The organism is Lentzea aerocolonigenes, from assembly GCF_000974445.1.
Taxonomy (GTDB): Bacteria; Actinomycetota; Actinomycetes; order Mycobacteriales; family Pseudonocardiaceae; genus Lentzea; species Lentzea aerocolonigenes.
In genome coordinates this window covers 288,418-311,599 of sequence record NZ_BBOJ01000011.1, presented here as the reverse complement: position 1 = coordinate 311,599, position 23,182 = coordinate 288,418, and the positions used below count along the sequence as shown (strand labels likewise).

Sequence of the window (23,182 nt, the reverse complement as noted above, 5' to 3'; positions counted from 1 at the left end):
GTGGAACTCGCGGTCAGGCGGGCGCATCGTGGTGCCCTGCTGAGCGTGAACCACGCCGCCACCGTTGCGTGACGCCGCCACTGGACCGTGGAGCCGGTCAAGCCTGTCCCCGTGTCGTGCAACGCGGTCGTGCGAGCCCGCACGAGTCCGAAACCCTGCGGCCCCCGGAGTGATCATGATGTCTTCCCGGCCCCGTCCAGCCTCGCGGCGTCTGCTGTCGCTCGTCGCGAGCTTCCTCGTAGCGCTGTCGTCGGTCCTGATCGGCCAGGGTGTCGCAGTCGCGGCGCCCGGCCCGTCGTTCGTCAACCCCGTCGTGCCTCTGCCGAACAGCGCGGACCCCACACTGGTCACCTACAACGGCGCGTACTACTACGTCGCGACGACGTGGACGTCGGACGTCGTGATGCGCAAGTCGACCACGATCGCCGCCCTGCGCAGCGCGCCGGAGCAGCGGGTCTTCACGGCGACCCAGAACGACGGCTGCTGCACGATGTGGGCGCCGCACCTCGAGCAGATCAACAACCGTTGGTACATCTACTACTCGGTGCAGCCGAAGGCGGGGTTCGGCGAGCGCCGCACGCACGTCCTGGAGAGCGCGGGCAGTGACCCGTTGGGGCCGTACACCTACCGCGGCATCCTCAACCTGATGCCCAACGGCGGCTGGGCGATCGACGGCGCGGTGCTCAAGCTCAACGGCGTCAACTACTTCCACTTCTCCGCGTTCGGCTCGGACGGTCTGCAGTCGCTGTTCATCGCACCGATGGACACGCCGTGGTCGGTCTCGGCGTTCGGCACCCGCATCTCCGCGCCCACGCTGGCCTGGGAGCGGCAGGAGGGCAACGTCAACGAGGGGTCGTTCGCGTTGCAGCGCAACGGCCGCACGTTCCTGACCTACTCGGCCAGCGCGTGCTGGGGCCCCAACTACAAGCTGGGCATGCTGGAGTACACGGGCGGCGACCCGCTGGCAGCGAGCTCCTGGTCGAAGTTCCAGAACCCGATCTTCGAGCGCAACGACGCGAACGGCGTGTTCGGCCCCGGCCACCACTCGTTCTTCACCTCGCCGGACGGCTCCGAGACGTGGATCGCCTACCACGCCAACGACTCGGCGTCGCAGGGCTGCGGCACGACCCGCACCACCCGCGTCCAGAAGATCTCGTGGAACGCCGACGGCACGCCGAACCTCGGCACCCCGGTCTCCACCTCCACCGTGCTGCAAGGCCCCTCGGGTGAGACCGGCGGTCCGGTGGCACGTGTGCACATCAAAAACCGGCACAGCGCGTTGTGCCTGGACGACTACAACTTCGGCCTCAAGCCCGGCGCCGAGGTCCGGCAGTGGACCTGCAACACCGCGGCCGTGCAGGACTGGTACCTCACGCCGAAGGGCGACGGTTACTACGAGATCTTCAACGGCTACAACGGATTGTGCTTGGACAACAAGGACTTCGCGACCGCTCCGGGCTCGCCGGTGCAGCAGTACACGTGCAACGGCCTCGCGGTCCAGCAGTGGCGGCTGAGTACCACCAACGGCCGCACCACGCTGGTCAACAAGCACAGCGGGCTGTGCCTGGACAACTACAACTGGGGCACGCAGCCCGGCGCCGAGGTCCGGCAGTGGACCTGCAACGGCCTGGCCGTCCAGCAGTGGGACCTCGCCTGATGCGGACACGGCAGCACGGATCGCGAGAGGAAACGATCATGGTGAGACTTCTCCGGCTGGCCGTCTGCTGGCTCGTCGCAACAGGGCTCGCGGTGAGCGTCGGCGCCGCTCCCGCACAGGCAGCCGATGCCGCCTACGTCATGGGGTACTTCAAGGAGTCGCAGAACGGCTCGGGCAACGTCAACGCCGTCCACCTCGCCGTCAGCGACGACGGTCTGGAGTGGACTCCGCTCAACGACAACAACGCCGTCCTCACACCGACCGCGGGCACCAAGGGCATCCGCGACCCGTTCATCACCCGGCTCAACAACGGCACGTGGGTCGTGCTCGCGACCGACATCCCGGTCGGCGGCTCGTTCACCAAACCCAACCAGAACATCCACGTCTGGACCTCCCCGGATCTGGTGAACTGGTCGGCCGACCGGCTGCTCAACGTCAACTCGACCAACACCACCTCCTTCAGCTGGGCGCCCGCGCTCCACTGGGACCCCTCGCGCAACGCCTACGGCATCACGTTCTCCACCGTCCCTCCAGGCGGCTCGCACGCGGTGATCTCCGTCGCCTACACCACCGACTTCGTCACCGCGACCACGCCGGTCGTGTTCTTCGACCCCGGCACGTCCGTCATCGACTCCCACGTGATCACCAACGTCAACGGGATGAACTACCTGTACTACCGCAACGACGCGACGACCGGGATCATCGGCGCCCGCTCGACGTCGCTGCAGCCGGGCAGCTTCACCCGCTACAGCGGCGCGATCGGCGACAACCGGTGCACCGAGGCGCCGACGCTGGTCAAGTCGCTGACCGCGGGCCAGTGGTGGCTGTGGGCCGACACCTACTGCCCCAACGCCAAGTTCGACCTGTGGGAGGGCGACCTCGCCGCGGCGACGTGGACGAAGGTCGGCCGCCAGTCCTACACCGCGCCGTTGAACGGCAAGCACAACACGATCCACCCGATCTCCGCGGCCGACCGCGACCGCCTGCTCGCCCGCTACGGCGGCACGAGCTGGAACCGGGTCAAGTCGCTCAACTTCCCCGGCCGCTACGTCAGGCACGCGGACTCCGTCGGCCGCATCGACGAGCTGCCGTTCGAGCCGTACCAGGACTCGCAGTGGCGGCTGCGGGCCGGCCTCTCCGATCCGAACGCGGTGTCGTTCGAGTCGGTCAACAAGCCCGGCTACTTCCTGCGGCACCAGGGTTTCGAGGTCAAGCTCATGCAGAACGACGGGACCTCGATCTTCGCCGCCGACGCCACGTTCACCGAGGTCGCCGGCCTCGCTGACGCCTCCTGGTCGTCGTTCCGCTCGGTCAACTACCCGACCCGCTACCTGCGGCACTCGGCCTACGTGCTGCGCATCGACGAGATCACGACCGCGACCGGCCGTGCCGACGCGACCTTCCGCGTCGTGTACTGACACCACGAACGCCGGTCAGCGCTGCCGCCGTCCGGTGGCAGCGCTGACCGGCACAGATGATCAATCCGACTGCGGGCGGCGGGACCGAGCGGAGCCGATTGAGACGCGATCTGGCGTGGAAGCGCTTCCCTGCTAGCTTCGAGTGAGAGTGAATCACTCGAAACGGAGCAGCCTATGCCGGCTCTTTGGGGTGTCTCGTTCGATGCCGCGGCCATGTCCGGCGTGGTGGTCGAGTTTCTCAAAACCGCCAGATCCTTCGCTGACCAGGGCTATCGCGTTCATCTCGACCTCGGCTACGACATCAAGGCCGACAAGGGAAGATTCTTCGAGCCGTATCGGAACGAACGCGTGCCGGACTGGGTCACGCTCGACCGCGTCGACGGCATTGCGCGCATTGCGGGATATGACCAGGAATTCGTTGCGGCGACACTGGAAGCCGTGCGCCGCGACGAGGTGCCCGAGACCGATCGCATCGCCGAAGAACTCGCCGACGCGATCGTGCGCACCTGGGAAGACCGCGGTGTCGCACTCGTCGTGGTCGAGAACGGCACGTTGCCGGAGAACGTCGCGTACACGAAAGCGCTCTACCTGGCGATCGCCAGGTACGGTGCGGCGCACGAGCTCGGCCGCTACGTGCTGTGGCGCGACCACGACCTGATGTGGCAGAGCGAGCCGGCCAAGTACGGCAGCTTCCCCTACCCCGCCACGCCTCCGATGGTGAACTCGCCGCACATCCACTACTTCGCGTTGCACGAGGACGCGAGACGGCGCACGCTGGAGTGGATGCCGCAGCTGCGCAACCTCGACCTGCTGCCGAACACCTTCACCGAACCGAGCCGCCCTGCCCGGCCTGATTTCCTCGCCCACCACGGCATCGCGCCGGGCACCAGGATCATCGCCAGGTTCACGCGGATCATTCCGCAGAAGCGTCTCGATCGCGACCTGCACCTGGCGGCCCAGTTGCCGGGCACCTGTCTGTTCATCGCCGGCGACACCGAGGAGGATCCGGCCGAGACCAGGAAACTCCGTGCGCTCGCCGAAGAGCTCCGGGTGCATGTCGTCTTCGGGGGCGTGCTGGAGCCGTGCGAGTCGGCCGGTCCGGGGTTCTCGGTGCGCGACCTGCTGGCACACGCCGACGTCGTGTCCTTCCTGACGTCGTACGACTACGAGAGCTTCGGCAATCCCATCGGCGAGGCGATCGCGGCCGGCGTGCCGTACATCACGAGCCGCTACGCCCTGTACGACACGGTGTACGCGGGCTACGAGGCCCCGGTGCTCGACATCCTGTCCCACGACCTGCCGACGCCCGAGTTCGTCCGGCAGGTCCACGAGCTCATGACGAACGCGGAGAGGCGGGCGGACGTGGTGGCGCACAACAGGCGGGTCGGCACGCACAGCCGCGAGACCGCGAACGACCTGGTGGGCAGGTTGTTCCCGCCCGCGATGGGGCCCGACGTCCGGCTCAGCGTGGTGCTGCCGGTGTTCGACGAGGCCGCGAACATCGAGGACGTGCTGCTGTCCCTGCGCGACCAGCAGGACATCGATCCCGGCAGCTACGAGATCGTGCTGGTGGACAACAACTCCACGGACGACACGGTCGAGATCGCGCGCAGGTTCGCCGAGCGCTCGCCGGTCGCCGTCCACGTGATCAGCGAACGCGAGCAGGGGGTGGCATGTGCGCGCCGAGCCGGCATGGAGTTCGCGGTGCGCAGAAGCCGCAACCGCAAGGACCCCGGCGAGCGCTTCTACCTGGTGTCGGCTGACGCGGACTGCCGGGTCGACGGCCGTTGGCTCACCGAACTTCTCGCTGTCATGGAGAGGGACAAGGCCGCGATCGGTGTGTGCGACTACTACTACAACGCCGAGCACTTCGTTGGCAGGCCAAGACTTTGGAACGCCATCCAGCGCACGTTGCGGTGCCGCGCGGTGACCTTCTCGTTGTTCGGCGGGTTTCCCGACGGCAAGGGCTTCGCGGTCGAGCGCGAAGCCTACGAGGACGTCGGTGGCATCGAGATCTTCTACCAGCTGCGGAACGGCAGGTTCGTCAACCACCTGTCCGACGACTGGGACTTCGGCATCAAGGTCGCGAGCTCCGGTCACGACATCACCTACGCTCCGAAGTCGCGGGTCGAGATCAACCCGCGGCGCGTGAACCACGCGATCGACGAGGTCATCTCCGGCCGCGCGTACGGCAACGACGGCATCATCGTCATGCGAGACATCCGGCCCGAGGCGCCGCCGACGACCGCCGACCTCACCGAGGCGGAGGCGCAGCAGGCCTGGGAGTTCTCGATCAAGGACTTCACCCCGAAGAACACGATCCTCCCCGTGCTGCTGACCCCGTCCCTGCTGGACGAGGACGCCGTGATCGCGTTCTTCGGCGAGGGCCTGGCGGCCAGGCTGCGCACGCGGATCGCGGAGATCAAGACCGAGATGAGCGTCGTCGACTTCCTGCCCATCCACTCCTACAAGACGCCGTCGTACCGGCTCTACTTCGAGTTCTCCGACGAGATCTTCGCCCGGCTGCGCGCCACCGTCGGCGAGGACATCGGCTACCCACCGCCGCTGCCGGAGTGCTTCGACGCGGTGCCGGAGGACAGGTTCGCCGAGTTCGTGAAGTACTACTGCGAGGACCGCGAGTCCGGGGAGGCGCACAACTACTTCGGCAACGGAGGCGTGTTCTGATGGACAGTGTTCTGACGCACGAAGAACCGAGGGTGTGGGCGGCCCTGCAAAACCCCGCCAACGCACACCTGCTCGACTACGTCACCGAGGACCCGTTCGGGGCGCACGTGTTCCCCGGCAACGTCCCCGGCTACCGCGTCGACGACTTCCTCACCGATCTGAGCGACCAACTCACGGGGACGGCACCGATCCACCTCTGGTCGTACATCCCGACGTGCGCCTACAAGTGCCGTTTCTGCCAATACCCGGTCGTGCTCGTCAAAGGCGGCCGCGCCGAGGAGAAGCTGTCGCAGTGGGTGGACTGGAACATCAGGGAGGCCGAGCTCTGGCTGCGGCGGGTGCCGGAGCTGAAGAACGCCCCGGTCGGTGAGTTCAACGTCTTCGGCGGCACGCCGTCGTTGTTGCCGGAGAAGGACATCCGCCGGCTCCTCGACTTCTACCGGGAGAACTTCGGGTTCACGGCGGACACGACGATCCGCTTCGAGGGCGATCCGAGCACGTTCACCCCGGCGAAGCTGGAAGCGTTGCGGGAACTGGGCTGCACCAAGCTTTCCAGCGGCGTGCAGTCGTTCGACGACGACGTCCTGCGGGAGTGCGGGCGCGAGCACACGGCGCAGATGTGCGTCGACTTCGTGCGCAACGCCCAGATCGCGGGCTTCGAGTGGATCAGCATCGACCTGATGTACGGCCTGCTGGACCAGACCGTCGACAGCGTGAAGCGCGACCTCGACGTGGTGCTGGAGAACGAGATCACCGCCGTGGTGTGCACCAAGCTGCACCTGAAGTCCTACGCCGAGATCAGAACCGGCGTGGCCGGGGAACAGCCCGCGCCGTGGCAGTTGCCGCGGTACCGCGAGAAGCTCGTGCGCGACGGGCACTTCTGGCCGTCGCTGCGGCAGCAGTACCGGATGCGCGAGGTGCTCACCGACGGCCTGCGCGCCGCCGGCTACACCGAGCACCCCACGATGTACTTCGCCCGTGACGGCCTCGGCCCGGAGAAGTGGAAGTCCATCATGGTGGACCAGGACAAGCAGGAGGCCGAGGTCGCGATCGGCCTGGGCGGCAGTTCCAGCTGCCGCGCCTCCGAGGCGATCACCGATGTGAACTGGAAGAACTACGCCCAAGCCGTCGAGGCGGGCCGCGTGCCGCTCGGTTCGGCAACCGGATTCGACGCCACCGCGCAGGAGGCGAGGGCGGTCAAGATGGCGCTGTCGACCCTGCAGCCGGTGCGTTCGGACCTGCACCGCGCCCGGTACGGCAGGTCGCTGCACGACAGCCCGTGGCGCGAGAAGTTCGGCTCGCTGGCCGAACGCGGTCTCATCTCGGTCGACCCCGGCGGAGTCTCGCTGACCGAGGACGGTGAGGTCCTGGTGGAAGCGATCATCAACACGGAACTCTGACACCACGACACCCGCGCGGTCGTCGCCCGGAGGCGCGCCGCGCTGCACTGCCAGTCCTCCCAGCTCGAGTCCTCGCTCGCGGGCAGGCTGCCACCAGCCGAGTTCGCCGAGGCGTTCGGCGTCGAGGACTTCATCCGGGCGCGGGACACCACCGGGTCACCCGTCCCGGAAACCGACCTCTTCGCGGGGCTCGGGTAGTGCGGGGCGACCGGACACGCTGACCTCAGTTGAGGAACTGGAAGCGGGACCACGTCCTCCCAACTGCGAACGTCCGGACTATCGGGAACCCGCCACAGGGCGCGACTTGTAGAAGGACTCCGCCAGGTAGGCGGCCTCGTGCGGCTGGTAGGGCTCCTCCAGGTAGGCGGCCTCGTCCTCGTCGAGTTCGACATCCACCGCGGCAACCGCGTCGGCCAGCTGCGCCGGCTTGGTGACCCCGACGATGGGCGAGGTCACCACCGGGTTGCGCATGACCCAGGCCAGGGCGACCTGGGCCGGGGACAGACCCCGCTCGCCCGCGATCTCGTGAACCCGCTCAGCCACTGCCTGGTCCTCGACGCGGTAGAGGATCTTGCCACCCTCATCGGTCCCGGCACGCGCCGTGGCGGTGTCCCGGCCTCGCGTCAGCCTGCCGCGCGCCAGCGGGCTCCACGGGATCACGCCGATGCCCTGGTCGGCGCAGAGCGGAAGCATCTCCCGCTCCACTTCTCGATGGATGAGGTTGTAGTGGTCCTGCATCGACACGAACCGCGTCCAGCCGTTCAGGTCGGCCAGGTACAGGGCCTTGGCGAACTGCCAGGCGTGCATGGAAGAGGCTCCGAGGTAGCGGACCTTCCCGGACCTGACCGCGTCGTGCAACGCCTCGAGGGTCTCCTCGATCGGGGTGTCGTAGTCCCAGCGGTGGATCTGGTACAGGTCGATGTAGTCGGTCCCCAGTCGCTGCAAGGAGGCGTCGAGCTCGGCGAAGATCGCCTTGCGAGACAGCCCGGCGCCGTTCGGGCCGGGGCGCATCCGCATCCACACCTTGGTGGACACAACGACCTCCTCGCGCCGGGCGAAGTCCTTGACCGCCTGGCCGACGATCTCCTCGCTGCTTCCGGCGCTGTACCCGTTGGCCGTGTCGAGGAAGTTGACGCCGCCCTCGAGGGCCTGCTTGATGATGTCCCGGCTGGCGTCCACGCCCAGCGACCAGGGCTCGCCGCCCCGACCCGGCTCGCCGAAGCTCATGCAGCCGAGCGCGATGGCCGAGACTTCCAGTCCGGTCGTTCCGAGTTTGGCGTATCGCATGCTTCCGAACCTATGAGCTAGAGCGCGCTCTAACGCAATACGCGCGCTTCACGCCGGCGCGACCGGATGTGGCAGGACGCGGAGCAGGTGCTGAGCAGCTCGCCAGGACCAGTCATCACGGACGGCCTCCGCTCCGAGTGCCGTGAACGTCCGCTTCTGCCGAATTGCGGATGCCGGGAGAGGGCCGGATGGCACATGATCCACGGGTGCGCGAAGTAAGTGGGTGGATCTTCGAGGACCACTTGGCCAGGGTCGTCGAGTACATCGCCATGCTCGTTCGCTACGAGTGGAGCGACCTCGACGACGGCGCGCTCGAAGCCGGCATTGCGTCGACCAACGCTGATCTGCCACGTGGCACCTGGTTCGAGTACCCGGTCGTGGGCACCCCGGACCTCGACCTCCGGATCGCGCGCGATCATGACGGCGGCACCCTGAGCATGATCATCAGTGGCGAGTTCGACACCGTGCTGGCAGCCCGGTTCGAAACGTTGCTGGATCTCCACTGACGGCCGGCGAAACGCCCTCTTCTGCCGCGAGTCGGGCGTTGCGATACCTGTCCTTGAGACCGATCGCCGGGTCAGCTTGCGTTCAAGAAGCTCTGAGCGCGCAACTGAGACCTCTCAGTCCAGCTGTGGCCGGGGGCGCCATGGCTTGGTCAGAACAGATCGGCATGCACTCCTGGCGCGTCCGCTACCGCACCGGCGGCGGGCACACCGCCTCGATCTCCGGCTTCACCACACAACGTGCCGCCGACAACTACGCCGCCGACATCGAGACCGGTCAACGCCGCAACACCTGGCTCGACCCCGCCCGAGGTCGCCACCATCGTCAAGGTCCTGTCGATGATCTTCACCGACGCCCGGCGTTCACGTACATGTCCCTGCGGAACACGCTGAAAGAGTGACGCCGGTCACTTCACCCGGTCGTCCGGGGACGCGAGCGGCGTCCCCGGACAACAACTAGCGTGAACCGGATCGAGGAACGCAGAGCACAACAGGCGCAACGCGCTCCGGACGTTGACGACACACGTCCCGACCTCGCCAACGCGGAGCCGACCGCCGCGTTCGCCAGGCTGTTCGACACGTACGCCCGTGCCCTGCACGGTTATCTGGCGGGCCGGGTCGGCGTCGACATCGCCGACGACCTGGTCGCGGAGACGTTCCTGGTGGCTCTCCGCAGGCGCGCGAGCTACGACCCCGAGCAGTCCCCCGTCCGCGGCTGGCTGTACGGAATCGCCACCAACCTGGCGCGCAACCACGTCCGCACGGAGATACGCGGCTACCGGGCTACCGCTCGCGTGCACGCCCTTCGGGAGGCGGGCGTCGAGCACGACGCGCAGACCGTCGACCGCCTGGACGCCCAACGGTCGTCCAGGCACCTGGCCGACGGGCTGGCCTCGCTCACCGAGCAGGAACGTGACGTCTTGCTGCTGACGTCGTGGGCCGGGCTGGAGCCGATCGAGGTGGCGGCCGCTCTCGGCATGCCGGCAAGCACTGTCCGGTCACGTCTGCACCGGGTGCGCCACAAGCTCCAAGCACATCTCCGCACCGCTCAAGAGGAGAACCGCGATGACTGAGCGCGGCGACCACAACCCCGATCGTCAACTCGACGAGGCGCTCGCCTCGTTGCACCTGGAGGCACGCATGTCCACCCGATCACTCGACGACGCCCGCGCGAAGCTGATGCGGGAAGCGTCCGCGCAGGGTGCCCCGGCGGCCAAGTCGCCCTTTCGCCGTCGTGGCCTGGTCGTCGGCGTGGCGGCAGCGGCGGCGGCCGCGGTCGTGGGAGGCGTCGCCGCCCTCGGCGGGGGCGGCGGAGCACCGGCACCGCCCGTGGCCCAGCCGACCACCGCACAGCAGCCCACCAAGCGCGACGTGTCGCTCCTCTCGGCGTCCAAGGTCCTGAACGACGCGGCGGACAAGATCACCGCCAAGGACCCGGAACTGAAGTCGGGCCAGTACCGGTACGTCGAGGTCAAGGGCTCCTACCTGCGCGGATTCCAGATGGGGACCCCGCAGGGAGTCGTGAGCGCCCCGGCCGGCTACACCTACCTCGCCGACGTGACCTACCAGACCTGGATCCCGGCGGACGTGACGCAGGAGTGGCTGGAGAAGCGCGTCCCCGGTTCCGCGAAGCTGATCGGCAGTTCCATGCCCGCGGCCGAGGTGCCCGCGTACCAGCCGGCGGACACCGACAAGGGCGAGCGGCGCGGCGCGTGCGGCGACTTCTTCCCCAAGTCCCAGCCGAAGAAGGTGTGCGGCGACGCCACCGACTCGGGGCAGCCCGCGTTCTACGCGAACCTGCCGCGCGATCCCGACCAGTTGCTGGCGTGGCTGAAGAACTACACCTCCCAGCGCGGCTCGTCCCCGAGCACGATGTTCCACTTCGGCATCCAGTTCCTGAACTCCGGGATCATGCCGGCCGACCTGCGCAGCCCCCTCCTGCGTGCGATGTCGAAGATCGACGGCGTGAAGGTCGTCGAGGAGGCGACCACCCCGGACGGGCGCAAGGGCCTCGCACTCGGCCTGGACAGCGACCAGGAGCGCCGCGATCTGATCGTGGACCCGGACAAGGGCGAGATCATCGGCGAGCGGACCGTCGCGAAGGCGCAGGCGGACTATCCGTGGATCAAGCCCGGCACCGTGACCGGCAGCGTTTCCGTGACGACGAAGATCGCCGACGCCATCGGCGTGGTCCCGGCGAGTTAGCCGGGGAACACGTTCGGCGGCAACGGCGGAGCCGGCGGTCGTGGCCCTGCTCGCACTCCACTGGTGATGATCCTCTTGATCGCCCTGGGTTCGAGGAAGGCCCCCGGCACCACGCCGAGGGCCTTCGCAGGTCGAGCTACTTGCAGTTGTGGGCCGCGCTGACCGCCGAACCGACGGTGATGTCGACCAGGTTGCCCGCCACGCCCGGCACGACGATGTGCACGGCGTTCTCGACCAGCCCGAAGTCGGCGCCGGTCACCGGCGCCTGCTCGTTGACGACGATCCGTCCGCCTCCCGGCAGCGGGATGCTGCTGTTCGGTTCGGTCGGCACGGCCACCCGCGCGCCGTCGATCTCGAGCGTCATCCTCGCCGAGCCGCTGGCCCCGGTGCAGGAGCTTGTCGACGTCGCGGTCAGGCCCTCGATGTCGATCACCGACAGTCCTGGCAGGCCGACGTGCACCTTGTCGACCCGCACGGTCGACGTCATCGTGCCGGGGTTCAGGGTGGTGACGACCTCGGGACACAACGCGTCGGCGTTCAGGACGAGGACGCCGACCGACACCGTGCACGGGGTGGTGGTCCGCGAGGCCTTCGCGGTGCGGATCCGCCCGGTGTCCGGAGTCGGCCCGATCTGCAGCGGCACCAACGGCAGGTTCACCGCCGCGGTCAGCCCGGTGGCTTGCCCGGTGTAGTGCTGCAACCGGGCCTGGGCCGTGTCGCTGGACGGCAGGTAGAACGCGTCGCCGCCGAAGCTCGCCGAGACGGGAACCGTCGCGGTGTCGTTCAACGGCTGATCCACGACCGGGATGACGCACTGCGCGGCACCGGCGGTGTCGGTGGTCGCCTCGCACGCCTGCTGCGTCGTTCCCTCTCCCAGCGTCAGGCGCAGCGCACGGCCCGCGACGGCCGCGCCCCCGCTTTCGGTCAGCACACCGGAGAGCTGAGCCGGTTCTCCGGTGGCGACGCGCCGGACACCGGTGTAGGCGAGCTTCGTCTCCGCCTTGGTGATGGTGAAGACCGCGCTGGTCGAGCTGGGCAGGTAGTCAGGAGTGCCCGCGTAGCTGACGTTCATGGTCGCCTGACCGGGCGTGTCCGTGATCCTGATCGGGCAGGACGCCCTGCCCGCGGAGTTCACCCCGGCCACGCAGCGGTTGCCACCGAGAGTGAAGGTGACCAGGCCGTTGCCGACGGGTTGCCCGCCCGCGTTGACCTGGGCCGAGGCCGTGAAGATGCCGTGGTACGGCGCAGTGGCCGGGCCGGTGTAGCTGACGCTGGTCGCCTTCTTCACCGGTGGTTGCGGCGGCTCCTCCGGTCCCGGCGTGAGCAGCGCGTAGTACGGGTAGAACGTGTCGGCGAGCTGGGCCCGGCTCGTTCCCGAGTTCGCATCGATGATCTTCTGCTTGCAGTCGGGGTCCAGCCGGGTGTCGCAGTTCCAGTAGAAGCCCTGCGCGTACGGGACCTCCAGCCTGTACTGACCGCTGTCCAGAGTCGTGCAGTCCTTCGCACCGGTCCGCCAGTGGAAGACGAAGTTCTGCTTGTGCACGCCGTAGTTCGCGAACATGACCTGTCCCTTGGGCACCTTCGCCTTGAAGGGAGCGGTGACGCTGTAGGTCATGTCGGTGACAACGCCCTTGTTGATCGCCTCGGAGCCGGTCGCCTTCAACGCCTTGAAGCTGAACTCGACGCCCAGTGTCGTGGTCGTCTGAGCGGTGACGTGTTCGCCCTCGCCCCTCGTCACCGTCCACTCCCACGGGCCGGCGATGCCCTCAGGACTCTGCTGGGTGTCCTGGATCTTCGTCCAGGTGTCGTCGAGCACCTGGTCGATCTCCATCCTCAACGGATCGGGAGTGCACGCACCGTCCACCCCGCGGGCGTCCCAGCCCTGCCGGTCCAGGCCGATCGGCGGACCGGTCCGCACCGAATGCGGGTCGAGCGCGGTCAGCACCAGGATGGTCTTCCGGTTCCCGATGTAGCCGTCGCTGCTGCCCCAGTTCTGGTACGGGCTTCCGTCGCACAGCTTGGTGTAGACGTCCCCCTGTTCGTTGCTGTCCAGACACATGCCCGTCTGGATGCTCACCAGCGTGCCGTTCAGGGAATGCCACTGCTGGTAGTAATTGCCGGGACCGCACGCGTTGAGATAGACGTGCCCGTTGTAATCGCTGTCCAGACAGTGGTGGTACTCACGGTCGGCAATGGTGGCGACCGTCGCGCTGCCGAGCGCACTCGCCCCGAAATCGCTCGGAGCGGCGACCGCTGCAGCCGGTTGAACAACTGTCAGACCGGCAGTCAATGCCAGTAGCGCCGTCAAGACCGCAGCCTTGAACCGGCGTTTCCCCCAATTCACTTTTCACAACCCCCCGGTAGTGGCGATATTCGCCAACCCAACGTACTACTACTTCGGTCTTCGATCGAACGACTTCGCGAGATCTCCCACTCGGCTAGGCTGCCGAAGCCGTTGCGCACGACACCGGGGGAACAAATGACGGAACCTCACGTTCCAGGGGTTGCCGGTCGGCCGCGTGGGCGCGCGCTGATCGCGTGGCTCGCAACCGCGGCCGTCGTCGTGGTCGGCGCCGCTCTCGCCTTGGCCTACCAGCCGTGGCTGAATCCGTGGTGGCCGACGAGGCACGAAGCGGCGGCGCTACCTCCCTCGTGTCCGGATCTGCCGGGCGTACCAGCACCTCACACCGGTCTGCCGACGCCGACCTCCGGCGAGAACTTCGTCGGTGCCGACTGTCAGTGGGGCAGCGCGGAATCCAACGACTTTCCCCCTTTGACCGCGCGATACTCGTTGTTCCAGCGGAACGGCGATCACGGTGGCATCGAAGAAGCACAGCGCGATGCCGCGACGCGGATCACCCGATTTCAGGGGTCTGCGGGCTACACACTCGGTGCGGACACACCGGTGAGCGGAGTCGGCGACGAGGCGAGAATCACCGGCCACGGAAGCCTGGTGATTCTCGTCGCTCGAAAGGCCAACGTGGTGCTGACTCTGGAGTACAACGCTTCCGGCAAAACCGACAACGCTCAGATTCAAGCCGTTACCACGTCGTCCGCTCGCGCGTTGCTCGATTTGGTCAGTTTGTCCTAGACGAAAACGCGACCCCGACGCCGGCAACTCGCGCCCACCCTGTAGCCGCGTTCGGCGAACTCGGCTCTGCAACGCACTCTCATGCCGCCGGAGAACGCCGCCGCACCCCGTTTTCCGCGGATGAACACCCGACGTGGTCCAGCGGTACCAGGACGTCGAGGCGTCCGTTCTAGGGTGGGCGGATGAAGGTTCTGTCCATCCAGTCCGTCGTCGCCCACGGCCACGTCGGCAACTCCGCCGCCGTGTTCCCGCTGCAGCGCCTCGGGGTCGAGGTCGTCCCGATCCCCACGGTGAACTTCTCCAACCACACCGGGTACGGCGCGTGGCGCGGTCCGCTCCTGCCGCCGTCGGACGTTGCCGAGATCCTGCTCGGGGTGGAGGAACGCGGAGTGTTCCCGCAGGTCGACGCCGTGCTGTCCGGCTACCAGGGCGGCACGGGCATCGCCGATGTGATCATCGACGCGGTGAGCCGGGTGAAGGCCGCGAACCCGGCGGCGCTCTACGCGTGCGACCCGGTGATGGGCAACGCCAAGTCCGGCTGCTTCGTCGCGCCGGAGATCCCCGTGCTGCTGCGCGACCGGGTCGTGCCGGTGGCCGACATCATCACCCCGAACCAGTTCGAGCTGGGCTTCCTCACCGGCACCGAGCCCGCGAGTGTCGAGGAGACGCTGGCGTCGGCCGACCTCGCCCGCGCGATGGGACCGTCGACCGTGCTGGTCACGAGCGTCGAGCGGCCCGACCGGGAGGAGGGCACGGTCGAGATGCTCGTCGTGGACACCGCCGGGTCGTGGCTCGTGAGCACCCCGCAACTGCCGTTCAAGGCGAACGGGTCCGGCGACGTCACGGCCGCGCTGTTCACCGCCCACTACGCCCAGACCAACGATGCGGCGCTCGCGCTGGAACGCACCGCGTCGAGCGTCTTCGACCTGATCGACCTGACCTACCGCTCCGGTGAGCGCGAGCTGCGGCTCGTGCAGGCCCAGGACTGCTACGCAACACCGCGGATGCAGTTCAAGGCCGAGCAGGTGCGCTGAACCCGAGTCGCTCAGGACGACGCAGGCGCCGTCGCCGGTCTTCGGCGTGGACAACGACTTCGTCGGCGCCCTCGTCAGACGTTTGTCACTGCTACGGCCTGGCTTCCTCGGCGGTGTCCGGATCGGATCGGGACTTGCCGCGGGTGGTCCGCCGGAGTGGCCGTTCCTGGAGCAGGAACGCGAGAGCGCACCCGATCACCGCGGCACCGAGTGCGGTCAGCAGCACGGCGTGCAGCGCCTGGGCGAAGTGGGTGAGCAGTTCTGTGCGTGCGGGCTCGGACAGCGCGTCCAGTTCGGCGCGGTTGATCGTGGTGCTGTGGTGCCCGACGTCGCGCAGGGAGCCGCTCACGGTTCCGCTGGAAGTACTGCCCACCAACGAAGTCGCGAACACCGTGCCCAGCACGGCAAGCCCCAGTGAGCCGCCCATCGTGCGGCTGAAGGTCGTTGTCGAGGTCGTCACTCCCAGGTCTCTGGACTCGGCGGCGTTCTGCGCCGCGAGCATCATGACCGGGCTCGTCATACCGAGGCCCGCTCCGCACAGGGCCAGCCCCAGCAACTGGAACCAGGCCGGCGTGCTGATGCCGAGCTGGGCCAGGAGAAGCACTCCGACGAGCAGGGTGAGGGTTCCGGCGATGGGAAAGACGCGGTACCTGCCCAGTTTGGTGATCGCCCTGCCGCACACGAAGGCGGTCACGGCCATGACGAACATCATCGGCGCCATCCGCAGTCCCGCGGCGACGGGAGAGGCACCGTGGACCAGTTGCAGGTAGAGCGGCATGAACGTGGAGATGCCGAGTGTGACGAACCCCTGGGTGAAGACGAGGAGAGCGACCACCCTGATCACCGGATTGGCGAACAACCGCAGTGGCATCAACGGTTCAGCGGTCTTGCGTTGAACCTGGACGAACACCACGAGCAGCACCGCGGCGGCCAGTGACATGACGACGATCGGAGCGGACGTCCACCTGTAGGTGGTTCCGCCCCAGCCCGCGATGAGGACCAGCAGGCTCACCGCGCCGGACAGCAACACGATGCCCCACCAGTCGATGACCGGACTCCGGCCGCTGCTCTCACCGCGGTCGAGCCGGATCGCGATCACGATCATCGCGGCCGCGATGACGGGCAGGTTGAGGTAGAAGATCCAGCGCCAGCCGACGGTGGAGGCGGCCAGACCGCCGATGAGCGGGCCGGAGACCGTCGCCAGTGCGAACGCGGCCTGCATGAAGCCCTGGTACCGGCCGCGTTCGGCGGGCGAGATCAGGTCACCGATGATCGCCTGCGAGAGCACCATGATCCCCGCCGCTCCCACGCCCTGCAGCGCACGGCACGCGATCAGCTGGGGCATCGACTGGGCCAGACCGCACAACACCGATCCCACCAGGAACGTGAGCAGGGCGATCTGCATCAACGTCTTGCGGGGAAAGATGTCCGCGAGTTTGCCGATGATCGGGGTGCTGACGCAGATGGCGAGGACGAAGGCGTTCACCACCCACGAAAGCTGTGTGAGGCCTCCGACGTCACCGACGATCGACGGTAGCGCGGTGGCCACGACGGTCTGGTCGAGCGCCGCGGCCAGCATCGCCAGCATCAGGCCGGAGAAAACGGCCAGAACCGACCTGTCGAGGGGCTCACGTGGCACGGACTCAGTGGAGCTCGGAGATCCGGACACGGTCCACCTTTCCGTTGGCGTTCAACGGCAGTGAGGGCAGTTCGATCAACCTAGCAGGCACCATGTGTTCGGGAAGGACACGGACGAGGTGGCCTCTGAGCTCGGCCGTTCCGATCGGGTTGCGGACCGCGACGCAGGCGGTGAGTCTCCGCGCCTCCCCCTCCCCCTCGACGATCACCACGGCGTCGCGGACCAGTTCGTGCCCGCGCAGCACCGCTTCGATCTCACCGAGCTCGATTCGATATCCGCGGAGCTTCGTCTGACCGTCCGCTCTTCCGAGGAACTCGATCTGCCCGTCAGAGGTCCAGCGGGCGAGGTCACCGGTTCGGTACAACCTCCCGCCGGCGCACCACGGATCCGCGACGAACCGTTCCGCGGTCAGCGACGGGCGGTTGACGTAGCCGAGAGCCAGTCCACCACCGCCGATGTGCAGTTCCCCCACCTCTCCCGGTGCTACTCGTCGATGCCCGTCGAGGATCCGGACGAGGGTGTTCGCGAGTGGCCTCCCGATCGGCAGCGCCGCCGAGGCCGCGGACACCCGGTCGACGACGTGAGCGGTGCTGAACGTGGTCGCCTCGGTGGGCCCGTACGCGTTGAGCAGACGCTGCGGTGGTCCCGCCTCCAGCAGTGCCAACGAAATGCCCGCGTCCATCACGTCGCCGCCGACGAGCAGGTTGCGCAGTCCCCCCAGCGAATCCGGAGACTCGGTGGCGTGCAGGTGGAACACCGCGGCGGTGAGGAACAACGACGTAGTCGGTCCCGACGACCAGGCGGGTGATCGCGCGGTGCGGGACGGCGATGCCCTTCGGCGTCCCGGTCGAACCGGACGTGTACATCACGTACGCCGCGTCCACGGCGGTCGCGCCGGGCGCGAGGTCACGAGGTTGTTCCTCACCCAGTGGCGCATTGAGCACCGCGTCCACTTCGGACAGCCGGAGTGCCTCGGGAAAGCCCTCCACGTCCTCTGCCAGGACCAAGCCCGCCCCGGAGTCCCGCACCATGAACAGGTTCCGCTCGTGCGGATTGCTCTCGTCCAACGGCAGATAGGCGCCGCCCGCCTGAAGGATCGCGAGGAACACCACAATCATCCGCAGCGACGGCCGGTCGAGCACCGCCACCACGCTGCCCCTGCGGACTCTTCTGACAACGGCAGGGCGCTCGGGGAGAAGGCCTCCGCGAACAGGGCGCAGCTGTTCCCCGGCATGTCCGAGGCCGACCTGATCGCGACCTTCCAGGCCTACCTGGGAGACCGGCTCCTGCGCGGTATGAGCTCGGTCCTGCACAGGAGGTTTCCTGGGCGCACCCCGAACCTGGTGCTCAGCGGAGGCTGCGCGCTCAACATCAAGTGGAACAACCGGTTGCGGTCGAGCGGCTTGTTCGCCGACGTCTGGGTCCCGCCGTTCCCCAACGACGCGGGTGCCGCGATCGGAACCGCCAGCTGCGAGATGTTCGGGCAGGACGGCCGGCTCCACCTCGACTGGAACGTCTACAGCGGCCCGGGGCTGGTCGCTTCGCCGACGCCTCCCGGCTGGGAGAAAAGGCCGTGCGACGAGCGTGAACTCGCCGAACTGCTGCACACGACGGGCGAACCGGTGGTCGTCCTGTCCGGCCGTGCCGAGATCGGCCCGCGCGCACTCGGCAACCGCAGCATCCTGGCGACGGCGACGAGCCGCTCGGCCTGACGCGGGCGCGGAGTTGGGCAGGAACCGAGGGTGGATGGGCTGTCGGTGCGGTAGCGGGCGATGACGTCGGTGAGAACCTCCCCCGGGGTTCCGGCGGCGAACACCCACCGCCGTTCCTTTCAGGCGGCATTTCCGGCGAATCGTCCACCGGACTTGCGAGCGAGAGTCTCAGCGCACGGTTGCAGGTCGCTGACACGCTCGCCCGCGGGCCGGTGCTCAGGCGAGCAGGAAGTACCTCAGCCACAGGTAGGGCGCTGCCAGAAGGATGGAGAGCCCGGCGACGATCGCGCCGTAGCGGGTGAACTTCCAGAAGCTGATCGGGGTGCCGTTGCGCGCGGCGAGACCGAGCACGACGACGTTCGCGCTCGCGCCGACCGCCGTCGCGTTCCCGCCGAGGTCCGCACCGAGCGCGAGGGCCCACCACATCGACTGGGATTGCGGCGAGTCTCCCTGTGCGGCAACGATTTCACCGACGATCGGGGCCATCGTCGCCACGTACGGGATGTTGTCCACAATGGCCGACAACAGTGCCGAGACGACCAGCAGTGCCATGACCGCGAGGAGCGGGTCTCCGCCGGCGGCGCTGGCGAGGGCGTGGGACACCTCGTCGATGACGCCGGTCTTGACGAGCGCGCCGACCATGACGAACAAACCCATGAAGAAGACCAGGGTCTCCCACTCGACGTCAGCTATGGCGTCCTCGGTGGTGACCTTCGAGATCAGCACGAGCAGCCCGGCGCCGAGCAGTGCCACCACGGACGGCTCGACGTGCAGTGCGCTGTGCAGCACGAAACCGATCAGGACGAGACCCAGGACGATCAGGCTCTGCACGAGCAGGGTGCGGTTGCGGATGGCCTCGCGTTCGGACAGCGCCATGACCTCGGCGACGCGGTCCTCGTGGTACTGGAAGGAATCGCGGAACAGCCAGCGGCACACGACCACGAACGCGATCATCAGGACCACGATGAACGGCGCCAGGTGGAGCAGGAAGTCGTTGAAGGACAGACCGGCGCGGCTGGCGATGATGATGTTCGGCGGGTCACCGATGAGCGTTGCCGTGCCACCGATGTTGGACGCGAGCACCTCGGCGATCAGGAACGGGATCGGGTTGAGGCCGAGCCGGTCGCACACCAGGAACGTCACGGGGGCGATCAGCAGCACGGTGGTGACGTTGTCCAGCGCGGCCGACGCGGTCGCGGTGATGACGACGAACATCGCGAGCACCGCATAGGGCTTTCCCCTGGCGCGCTTGGCCGCGGCGATGGCGAGGTACTCGAACAGGCCGGTCTGCTTGATCACCCCGACGATGATCATCATGCCGAGCAGGAGGAACACGACGTTCCAGTCCACGCCTGCATCCAGGGAGTGGAAGGCCGTCTCGCCGTCGGTGAGCCGCAGCGCCAGCATCAGGGCCGCGCCGCCGAGAGCAGCCGCGACGCGGTGCACGCGTTCGGTCGCGATCAGGATGTACGCGCCGACGAAGACGCCGACCGAGAGGAACTGGGCGATCGTCACGTTTGCGGCCCCGCGGGCGCGAGGAGCACCTCGAGCAGGTGCGAGGTCGTGACGACGCCGTGGATGGTGTCCTTGTCGCTGACGATCACCAGCGGGGAGTGCAGTCGGGCCATGGTGGCGGCGCACTCGATCACGGTGGCGTCGCCGGACACCATGGGTATCTCGTAGCGTTTCTCCTTCGGTGGCAGCAGTTCTTTGACCGTGCGACCGGCGAGCTTGTTCACGCACGCCTCGGCGCCGCCGCGTTCGTCGAAGACGCGGGCGAGCGACGGGTCCTCCTGCACGTAGGCGGGGATGAGGAAGCGCAGCACCTGCGAGCCGGGCAGCACGGTCACCGGTTTGCCGTCGGCGTCGACGACCACCACCCCTGGCCGGCGTTGCCCGGCGATGAGCTGGGCGGCGGTCAGCGCGTCGTCGGTCAGGGCGACCAGCGGGTAGTCCTCGGCGAGGTCACGGGCACGCACAACAGGCTCCTTCAACGAAAGTGGACATGACCGCCGCCACGGTCGGCGCTACCATCCGGTCATGTCCGGTCTGGTCGTGGCCTTGGTGCTCATCGGGGCGTTCGTGCTGGCCGCGTTGGCGGTGCGGGCGATCGGTCGCCGCTGACCCGCGAGTGGGGCCATGGGGTTCTCCTGATCTTGCGGACGGCGAGGACACTCGCCGACCAGGCTTCCCGGCACACCGCGGCCAGACTAACCCGTGATCGGCCCGCCCACCCGCTCAACCTGATCAGGTCCCCGGCCGGATGCCGGGTTTGCCGGTGGGCAGGTCGTCCGGTGGCTCGACGCTCAGCGCTTTCGCCACCGGCACGTCGGTCGAGGAGTGCAACACGATCGACAACGCGATGGTGATCGCGACGAGGTCGAAGACGTGCTCGCCCTCCGGTATCCCGGCCTGCAGCACGAGAAGTCCGTAGACGACCGAGGCGAAGCCCTTGGGCCCGAACCACGCGGCGACGGATCGTTCGCGGGCCGGTAGCGGGGTGCGCAGCAGCGACAGGATCATCGCCGCCGGTCGTACGAGCAGGATCGCGATGACCGCGACCGCCCAGTCCCCCGCGCTCAGGTGCGAGATGCGTTCCGGGGTGATCAGCGCGCCGAACACGAGCAGCGCGGCGAACTTGGTGATCTCCGAGATCAGGTCGCCGAAGTGCTCGAAGTGTTCTGCCGCGACACGGTCCAGGGTGGCGATGGTCGATCCCGCGGCGAACGCGGCCAGGTAGGGGTTGGCGTGGGTGAGATGACAGGCCGCGTAGAGGATCACCGCAATCGCCAGCGGCCCGAGTGCCTGCAGGCGGGGCTCGGCGGTGAACAGGCGCAACCGCCACGCCAGCACCACGACGGCCGGGAGGACGACACCGATCGCGAGACCGGCGGCGAGTTCGATGCCGATGGTGAGGAAGTCGGTGCCGCGGTTGGCGGCGGTCGCCAGGAAGATCAGCACGAACGGCAGCGCGAGGCCGTCGTTGAGACCGGACTCGACGTTGAGCAACCGCCGAAGCCGCATCGGCACGTCGGTGCGCCCGACGATGGCGGAGGCGAACACCGGGTCGGTCGGCGAGAGGATCGCGCCGATCAGGAACGAGGTCGTCCAGTCCAGGCCGGTGAGGAAGTGCGCCGGCACGGCGATGCCGACCATGGTCAGCGGCATGGCCAGGCCGAGCGCCCGCCCGGACAGCCGCCAGCCTTCCTTCAGGTCCGGCAGGCCGGCGCGCTGACCGTCGGTGAAGAGCACCGCGAACAGGGCGAGATCTGCGAGACCGGTGACGAAGGAGCTGGTGGACGGGATGTCCACGAGCCCGACGTGGCCGATGAGTGCCCCAGCGGCGAGGAACATCAGCGCCGTGGACAGGATCGTGCGTGCGGCGAGACCCGACAGCGAGACGCTGATCAGCAGGACCACACCGAACGCCAGCACCAGCGCCATCGACGAACTCCGTCCAGCTCGGCCCAGCCCGTCACGGGTCCGTGACGAGCGTTGCCGACCAGACTTCCCGGCGCTCCGAGCGCAAAGATGCCGCAAAGACGGGCTCACGGCAATCCGAAAACCTGGACGTGGACTGAACGTGCCTGACCTGCGGTCAAAGCCGTCGCGCGGCTCCGGGAGAGATCAGGCTGGGCACTGGTCCTGATCGGCTGCGCCATCGGCGGGTTCGTCGCTGAAGGGATCGCGGACCTGGTGCGCTACAACCGGTCCAAGCGCTGAGCACCGTTTTAACGGTCGTCTCAGGTTCGCTCGATAGGAAGTAGGCATCGCCGGGCGACGCGGGTCTCGGCCTCGCCGCTGTGGCACGCCGCGGCACGGTCAGCGCCGGCCCGCACCGGATGGCGGTTGGACCGACTACGCGCCCTGAAAGGCAGCAGTTCATGATCTCTGTGCTCGTGGTGGACGCCCAGCCGCTGCAACGCTTCGGGTTCCGCATGCTGCTGGAGAGCACTCCCGACACCGAGATCGTCGGCGAGGCCGAGAACGGCGCCGAGGCCGTTCGGTGGACCACCGAGCTGCATCCCGACGTGGTGCTGATGGACATCCGCGTGCCGGGCGTCGACGGGATCGAGGCCACCCGGCGCATCGTCGCCGCCGGTGGGCGTTCACGGATCCTGCTGACCACGTTCGACGTGGACCGGTACGCGCTCGCCGCGCTGCGGGCCGGGGCCAGCGGTTTCCTGTTGAAGAACATCCGCCCGGAGGAGCTGCTCGCCGGCATCCGGGCCGTCGCCGCCGGGGACGCGGTGATCGCGCCGGCGCTGACCCGGCGGCTGCTCGACGCGTTCGCCGACCGGCTCGGCGACGACCTCTGCGGGCCTGTGCGGGAGGATCCCCGGCTGGACTCCCTGACCGGCCGCGAGCGCGAAATCCTCGTCGCCATCGGCCACGGCCTCACCAACGGCGAGATCGCGCAACGGTTCACGCTGGCGGAGTCGACGGTGAAGACCCACGTCGGGCGTGTTCTCGCCAAGATCGGCGCACGGGACCGGGTTCAGGCCGTCATCCTCGCCTACGACCTGAGACTCACCCGGCCGATCTAGTGCC

General features: G+C 68.0%; 19 protein-coding genes and 1 pseudogene. 12 read left to right on the top strand and 8 right to left on the bottom strand.

Going from position 1 to position 23,182, the window contains the following annotated elements:
- Positions 1 to 175 precede the first annotated feature (175 nt).
- The 4 genes from AOM45_RS22615 to AOM45_RS22600 all read left to right on the top strand — a co-directional run bounded on the left by AOM45_RS22615 (position 176) and on the right by AOM45_RS22600 (position 7,160).
- Positions 176 to 1,657, top strand: coding sequence for a family 43 glycosylhydrolase (locus AOM45_RS22615; protein WP_030465408.1), 1,482 nt, complete (start codon positions 176 to 178; stop codon positions 1,655 to 1,657).
- Positions 1,658 to 1,695: 38 nt separating this feature from the next.
- Positions 1,696 to 3,075, top strand: a complete 1,380-nt coding sequence (locus tag AOM45_RS22610; RefSeq protein ID WP_051782791.1) for a glycoside hydrolase family 43 protein — start codon at positions 1,696 to 1,698, stop codon at positions 3,073 to 3,075.
- Between the two features lie 174 nt (positions 3,076 to 3,249).
- Positions 3,250 to 5,760, top strand: coding sequence for a glycosyltransferase (locus AOM45_RS22605; protein WP_030465406.1), 2,511 nt, complete (start codon positions 3,250 to 3,252; stop codon positions 5,758 to 5,760).
- Positions 5,760 to 7,160, top strand: a complete 1,401-nt coding sequence (locus AOM45_RS22600) for a radical SAM protein (RefSeq protein ID WP_030465405.1) — start codon at positions 5,760 to 5,762, stop codon at positions 7,158 to 7,160. The genes AOM45_RS22605 and AOM45_RS22600 overlap by 1 nt, the downstream gene beginning before the upstream one ends.
- A gap of 276 nt (positions 7,161 to 7,436) precedes the next feature.
- Here the strand turns inward: AOM45_RS22600 and AOM45_RS22595 are convergent, their stop codons facing one another.
- Positions 7,437 to 8,447: an aldo/keto reductase gene (locus AOM45_RS22595; protein ID WP_030465404.1), complete on the bottom strand. Its 1,011-nt coding sequence runs from the start codon at positions 8,445 to 8,447 to the stop codon at positions 7,437 to 7,439.
- A 206-nt stretch (positions 8,448 to 8,653) separates the two neighbouring features.
- Here AOM45_RS22595 and AOM45_RS22590 point away from each other — a divergent pair, with 206 nt between their 5' ends.
- The 4 genes from AOM45_RS22590 (at position 8,654) to AOM45_RS22575 (ending at position 11,155) form a co-directional block, all read left to right on the top strand.
- The gene (locus tag AOM45_RS22590; protein ID WP_030465403.1) at positions 8,654 to 8,953 is read left to right on the top strand and encodes a hypothetical protein; all 300 of its coding nucleotides are present in this window, start codon (positions 8,654 to 8,656) and stop codon (positions 8,951 to 8,953) included.
- A 140-nt stretch (positions 8,954 to 9,093) separates the two neighbouring features.
- Entirely contained in the window at positions 9,094 to 9,351 is a 258-nt protein-coding gene (locus AOM45_RS22585; protein ID WP_030465402.1) for a hypothetical protein, read from the top strand.
- Positions 9,352 to 9,411: 60 nt separating this feature from the next.
- Complete coding sequence (locus tag AOM45_RS22580) at positions 9,412 to 10,023, top strand: RNA polymerase sigma factor (RefSeq protein WP_308202570.1); 612 nt, start codon at positions 9,412 to 9,414, stop codon at positions 10,021 to 10,023.
- Entirely contained in the window at positions 10,016 to 11,155 is a 1,140-nt protein-coding gene (locus AOM45_RS22575; protein WP_051782790.1) for a CU044_5270 family protein, read from the top strand. Before AOM45_RS22580 ends, AOM45_RS22575 begins: the two co-directional genes overlap by 8 nt.
- 136 nt (positions 11,156 to 11,291) lie before the next feature.
- Here the strand turns inward: AOM45_RS22575 and AOM45_RS22570 are convergent, their stop codons facing one another.
- Positions 11,292 to 13,463 (bottom strand): choice-of-anchor P family protein, encoded by a 2,172-nt coding sequence (locus AOM45_RS22570; protein WP_162185606.1) that lies wholly within the window; start codon positions 13,461 to 13,463, stop codon positions 11,292 to 11,294.
- 171 nt (positions 13,464 to 13,634) lie between these two features.
- Between AOM45_RS22570 and AOM45_RS22565 the strand changes: the two genes are divergently transcribed.
- Together AOM45_RS22565 and pdxY are read left to right on the top strand one after the other, a co-directional pair.
- A complete protein-coding gene (locus AOM45_RS22565) occupies positions 13,635 to 14,246 on the top strand; it encodes a hypothetical protein (RefSeq protein WP_030465398.1) in 612 nt (203 codons plus the stop codon).
- A gap of 182 nt (positions 14,247 to 14,428) precedes the next feature.
- Positions 14,429 to 15,280: a pyridoxal kinase PdxY gene (gene pdxY / locus AOM45_RS22560; RefSeq protein WP_030465397.1), complete on the top strand. Its 852-nt coding sequence runs from the start codon at positions 14,429 to 14,431 to the stop codon at positions 15,278 to 15,280.
- Positions 15,281 to 15,371: 91 nt separating this feature from the next.
- On the opposite strand, the gene AOM45_RS22555 is transcribed toward pdxY, so the two are convergent.
- The 3 genes and pseudogenes from AOM45_RS22555 to AOM45_RS53840 form a co-directional block, all read right to left on the bottom strand.
- On the bottom strand, positions 15,372 to 16,919 hold the full coding sequence (locus AOM45_RS22555; protein ID WP_035909006.1) for an MDR family MFS transporter: 1,548 nt from the start codon (positions 16,917 to 16,919) through the stop codon (positions 15,372 to 15,374).
- A 4-nt stretch (positions 16,920 to 16,923) separates the two neighbouring features.
- Complete coding sequence (locus AOM45_RS22550) at positions 16,924 to 17,694, bottom strand: AMP-binding protein (protein WP_030465395.1); 771 nt, start codon at positions 17,692 to 17,694, stop codon at positions 16,924 to 16,926.
- A gap of 66 nt (positions 17,695 to 17,760) precedes the next feature.
- Positions 17,761 to 18,037 (bottom strand): annotated as a pseudogene (locus tag AOM45_RS53840) (AMP-binding protein); the annotation flags it as partial.
- Here AOM45_RS53840 and AOM45_RS22545 point away from each other — a divergent pair.
- Positions 17,966 to 18,631: a carbamoyltransferase N-terminal domain-containing protein gene (locus tag AOM45_RS22545; protein ID WP_030465394.1), complete on the top strand. Its 666-nt coding sequence runs from the start codon at positions 17,966 to 17,968 to the stop codon at positions 18,629 to 18,631. The pseudogene AOM45_RS53840 and the gene AOM45_RS22545 sit on opposite strands and share 72 nt — an antisense overlap.
- A gap of 216 nt (positions 18,632 to 18,847) precedes the next feature.
- Here AOM45_RS22545 and AOM45_RS22540 read toward each other — a convergent pair whose 3' ends face one another.
- From AOM45_RS22540 to AOM45_RS22530, 3 genes are all read right to left on the bottom strand, one after another.
- Positions 18,848 to 20,140, bottom strand: a complete 1,293-nt coding sequence (locus tag AOM45_RS22540) for an ArsB/NhaD family transporter (RefSeq protein ID WP_201780049.1) — start codon at positions 20,138 to 20,140, stop codon at positions 18,848 to 18,850.
- A 2-nt stretch (positions 20,141 to 20,142) separates the two neighbouring features.
- Positions 20,143 to 20,610, bottom strand: a complete 468-nt coding sequence (locus tag AOM45_RS22535) for a CBS domain-containing protein (protein ID WP_030465392.1) — start codon at positions 20,608 to 20,610, stop codon at positions 20,143 to 20,145.
- A 268-nt stretch (positions 20,611 to 20,878) separates the two neighbouring features.
- Positions 20,879 to 22,075 (bottom strand): cation:proton antiporter, encoded by a 1,197-nt coding sequence (locus AOM45_RS22530; protein ID WP_030465391.1) that lies wholly within the window; start codon positions 22,073 to 22,075, stop codon positions 20,879 to 20,881.
- Between the two features lie 440 nt (positions 22,076 to 22,515).
- Here AOM45_RS22530 and AOM45_RS22525 point away from each other — a divergent pair, with 440 nt between their 5' ends.
- On the top strand, positions 22,516 to 23,178 hold the full coding sequence (locus AOM45_RS22525; RefSeq protein ID WP_030465390.1) for a response regulator: 663 nt from the start codon (positions 22,516 to 22,518) through the stop codon (positions 23,176 to 23,178).
- The last annotated feature ends 4 nt before the right edge of the window (positions 23,179 to 23,182 follow it).

Coding starts and splice junctions, on each gene's coding strand:
- AOM45_RS22605 (WP_030465406.1), top strand. CDS start 3,250: ATGCCGGCTCTTTGGGGTGTCTCGTTCGATGCCGCGGCCATGTCCGGC.
- AOM45_RS22585 (WP_030465402.1), top strand. CDS start 9,094: ATGGCTTGGTCAGAACAGATCGGCATGCACTCCTGGCGCGTCCGCTAC.
- AOM45_RS22595 (WP_030465404.1), bottom strand. CDS start 8,447: ATGCGATACGCCAAACTCGGAACGACCGGACTGGAAGTCTCGGCCATC.
- AOM45_RS22615 (WP_030465408.1), top strand. CDS start 176: ATGATGTCTTCCCGGCCCCGTCCAGCCTCGCGGCGTCTGCTGTCGCTC.
- AOM45_RS22565 (WP_030465398.1), top strand. CDS start 13,635: ATGACGGAACCTCACGTTCCAGGGGTTGCCGGTCGGCCGCGTGGGCGC.
- AOM45_RS22525 (WP_030465390.1), top strand. CDS start 22,516: ATGATCTCTGTGCTCGTGGTGGACGCCCAGCCGCTGCAACGCTTCGGG.
- AOM45_RS22530 (WP_030465391.1), bottom strand. CDS start 22,075: ATGGCGCTGGTGCTGGCGTTCGGTGTGGTCCTGCTGATCAGCGTCTCG.
- AOM45_RS22575 (WP_051782790.1), top strand. CDS start 10,016: ATGACTGAGCGCGGCGACCACAACCCCGATCGTCAACTCGACGAGGCG.
- AOM45_RS22600 (WP_030465405.1), top strand. CDS start 5,760: ATGGACAGTGTTCTGACGCACGAAGAACCGAGGGTGTGGGCGGCCCTG.
- AOM45_RS22610 (WP_051782791.1), top strand. CDS start 1,696: ATGGTGAGACTTCTCCGGCTGGCCGTCTGCTGGCTCGTCGCAACAGGG.
- pdxY (WP_030465397.1), top strand. CDS start 14,429: ATGAAGGTTCTGTCCATCCAGTCCGTCGTCGCCCACGGCCACGTCGGC.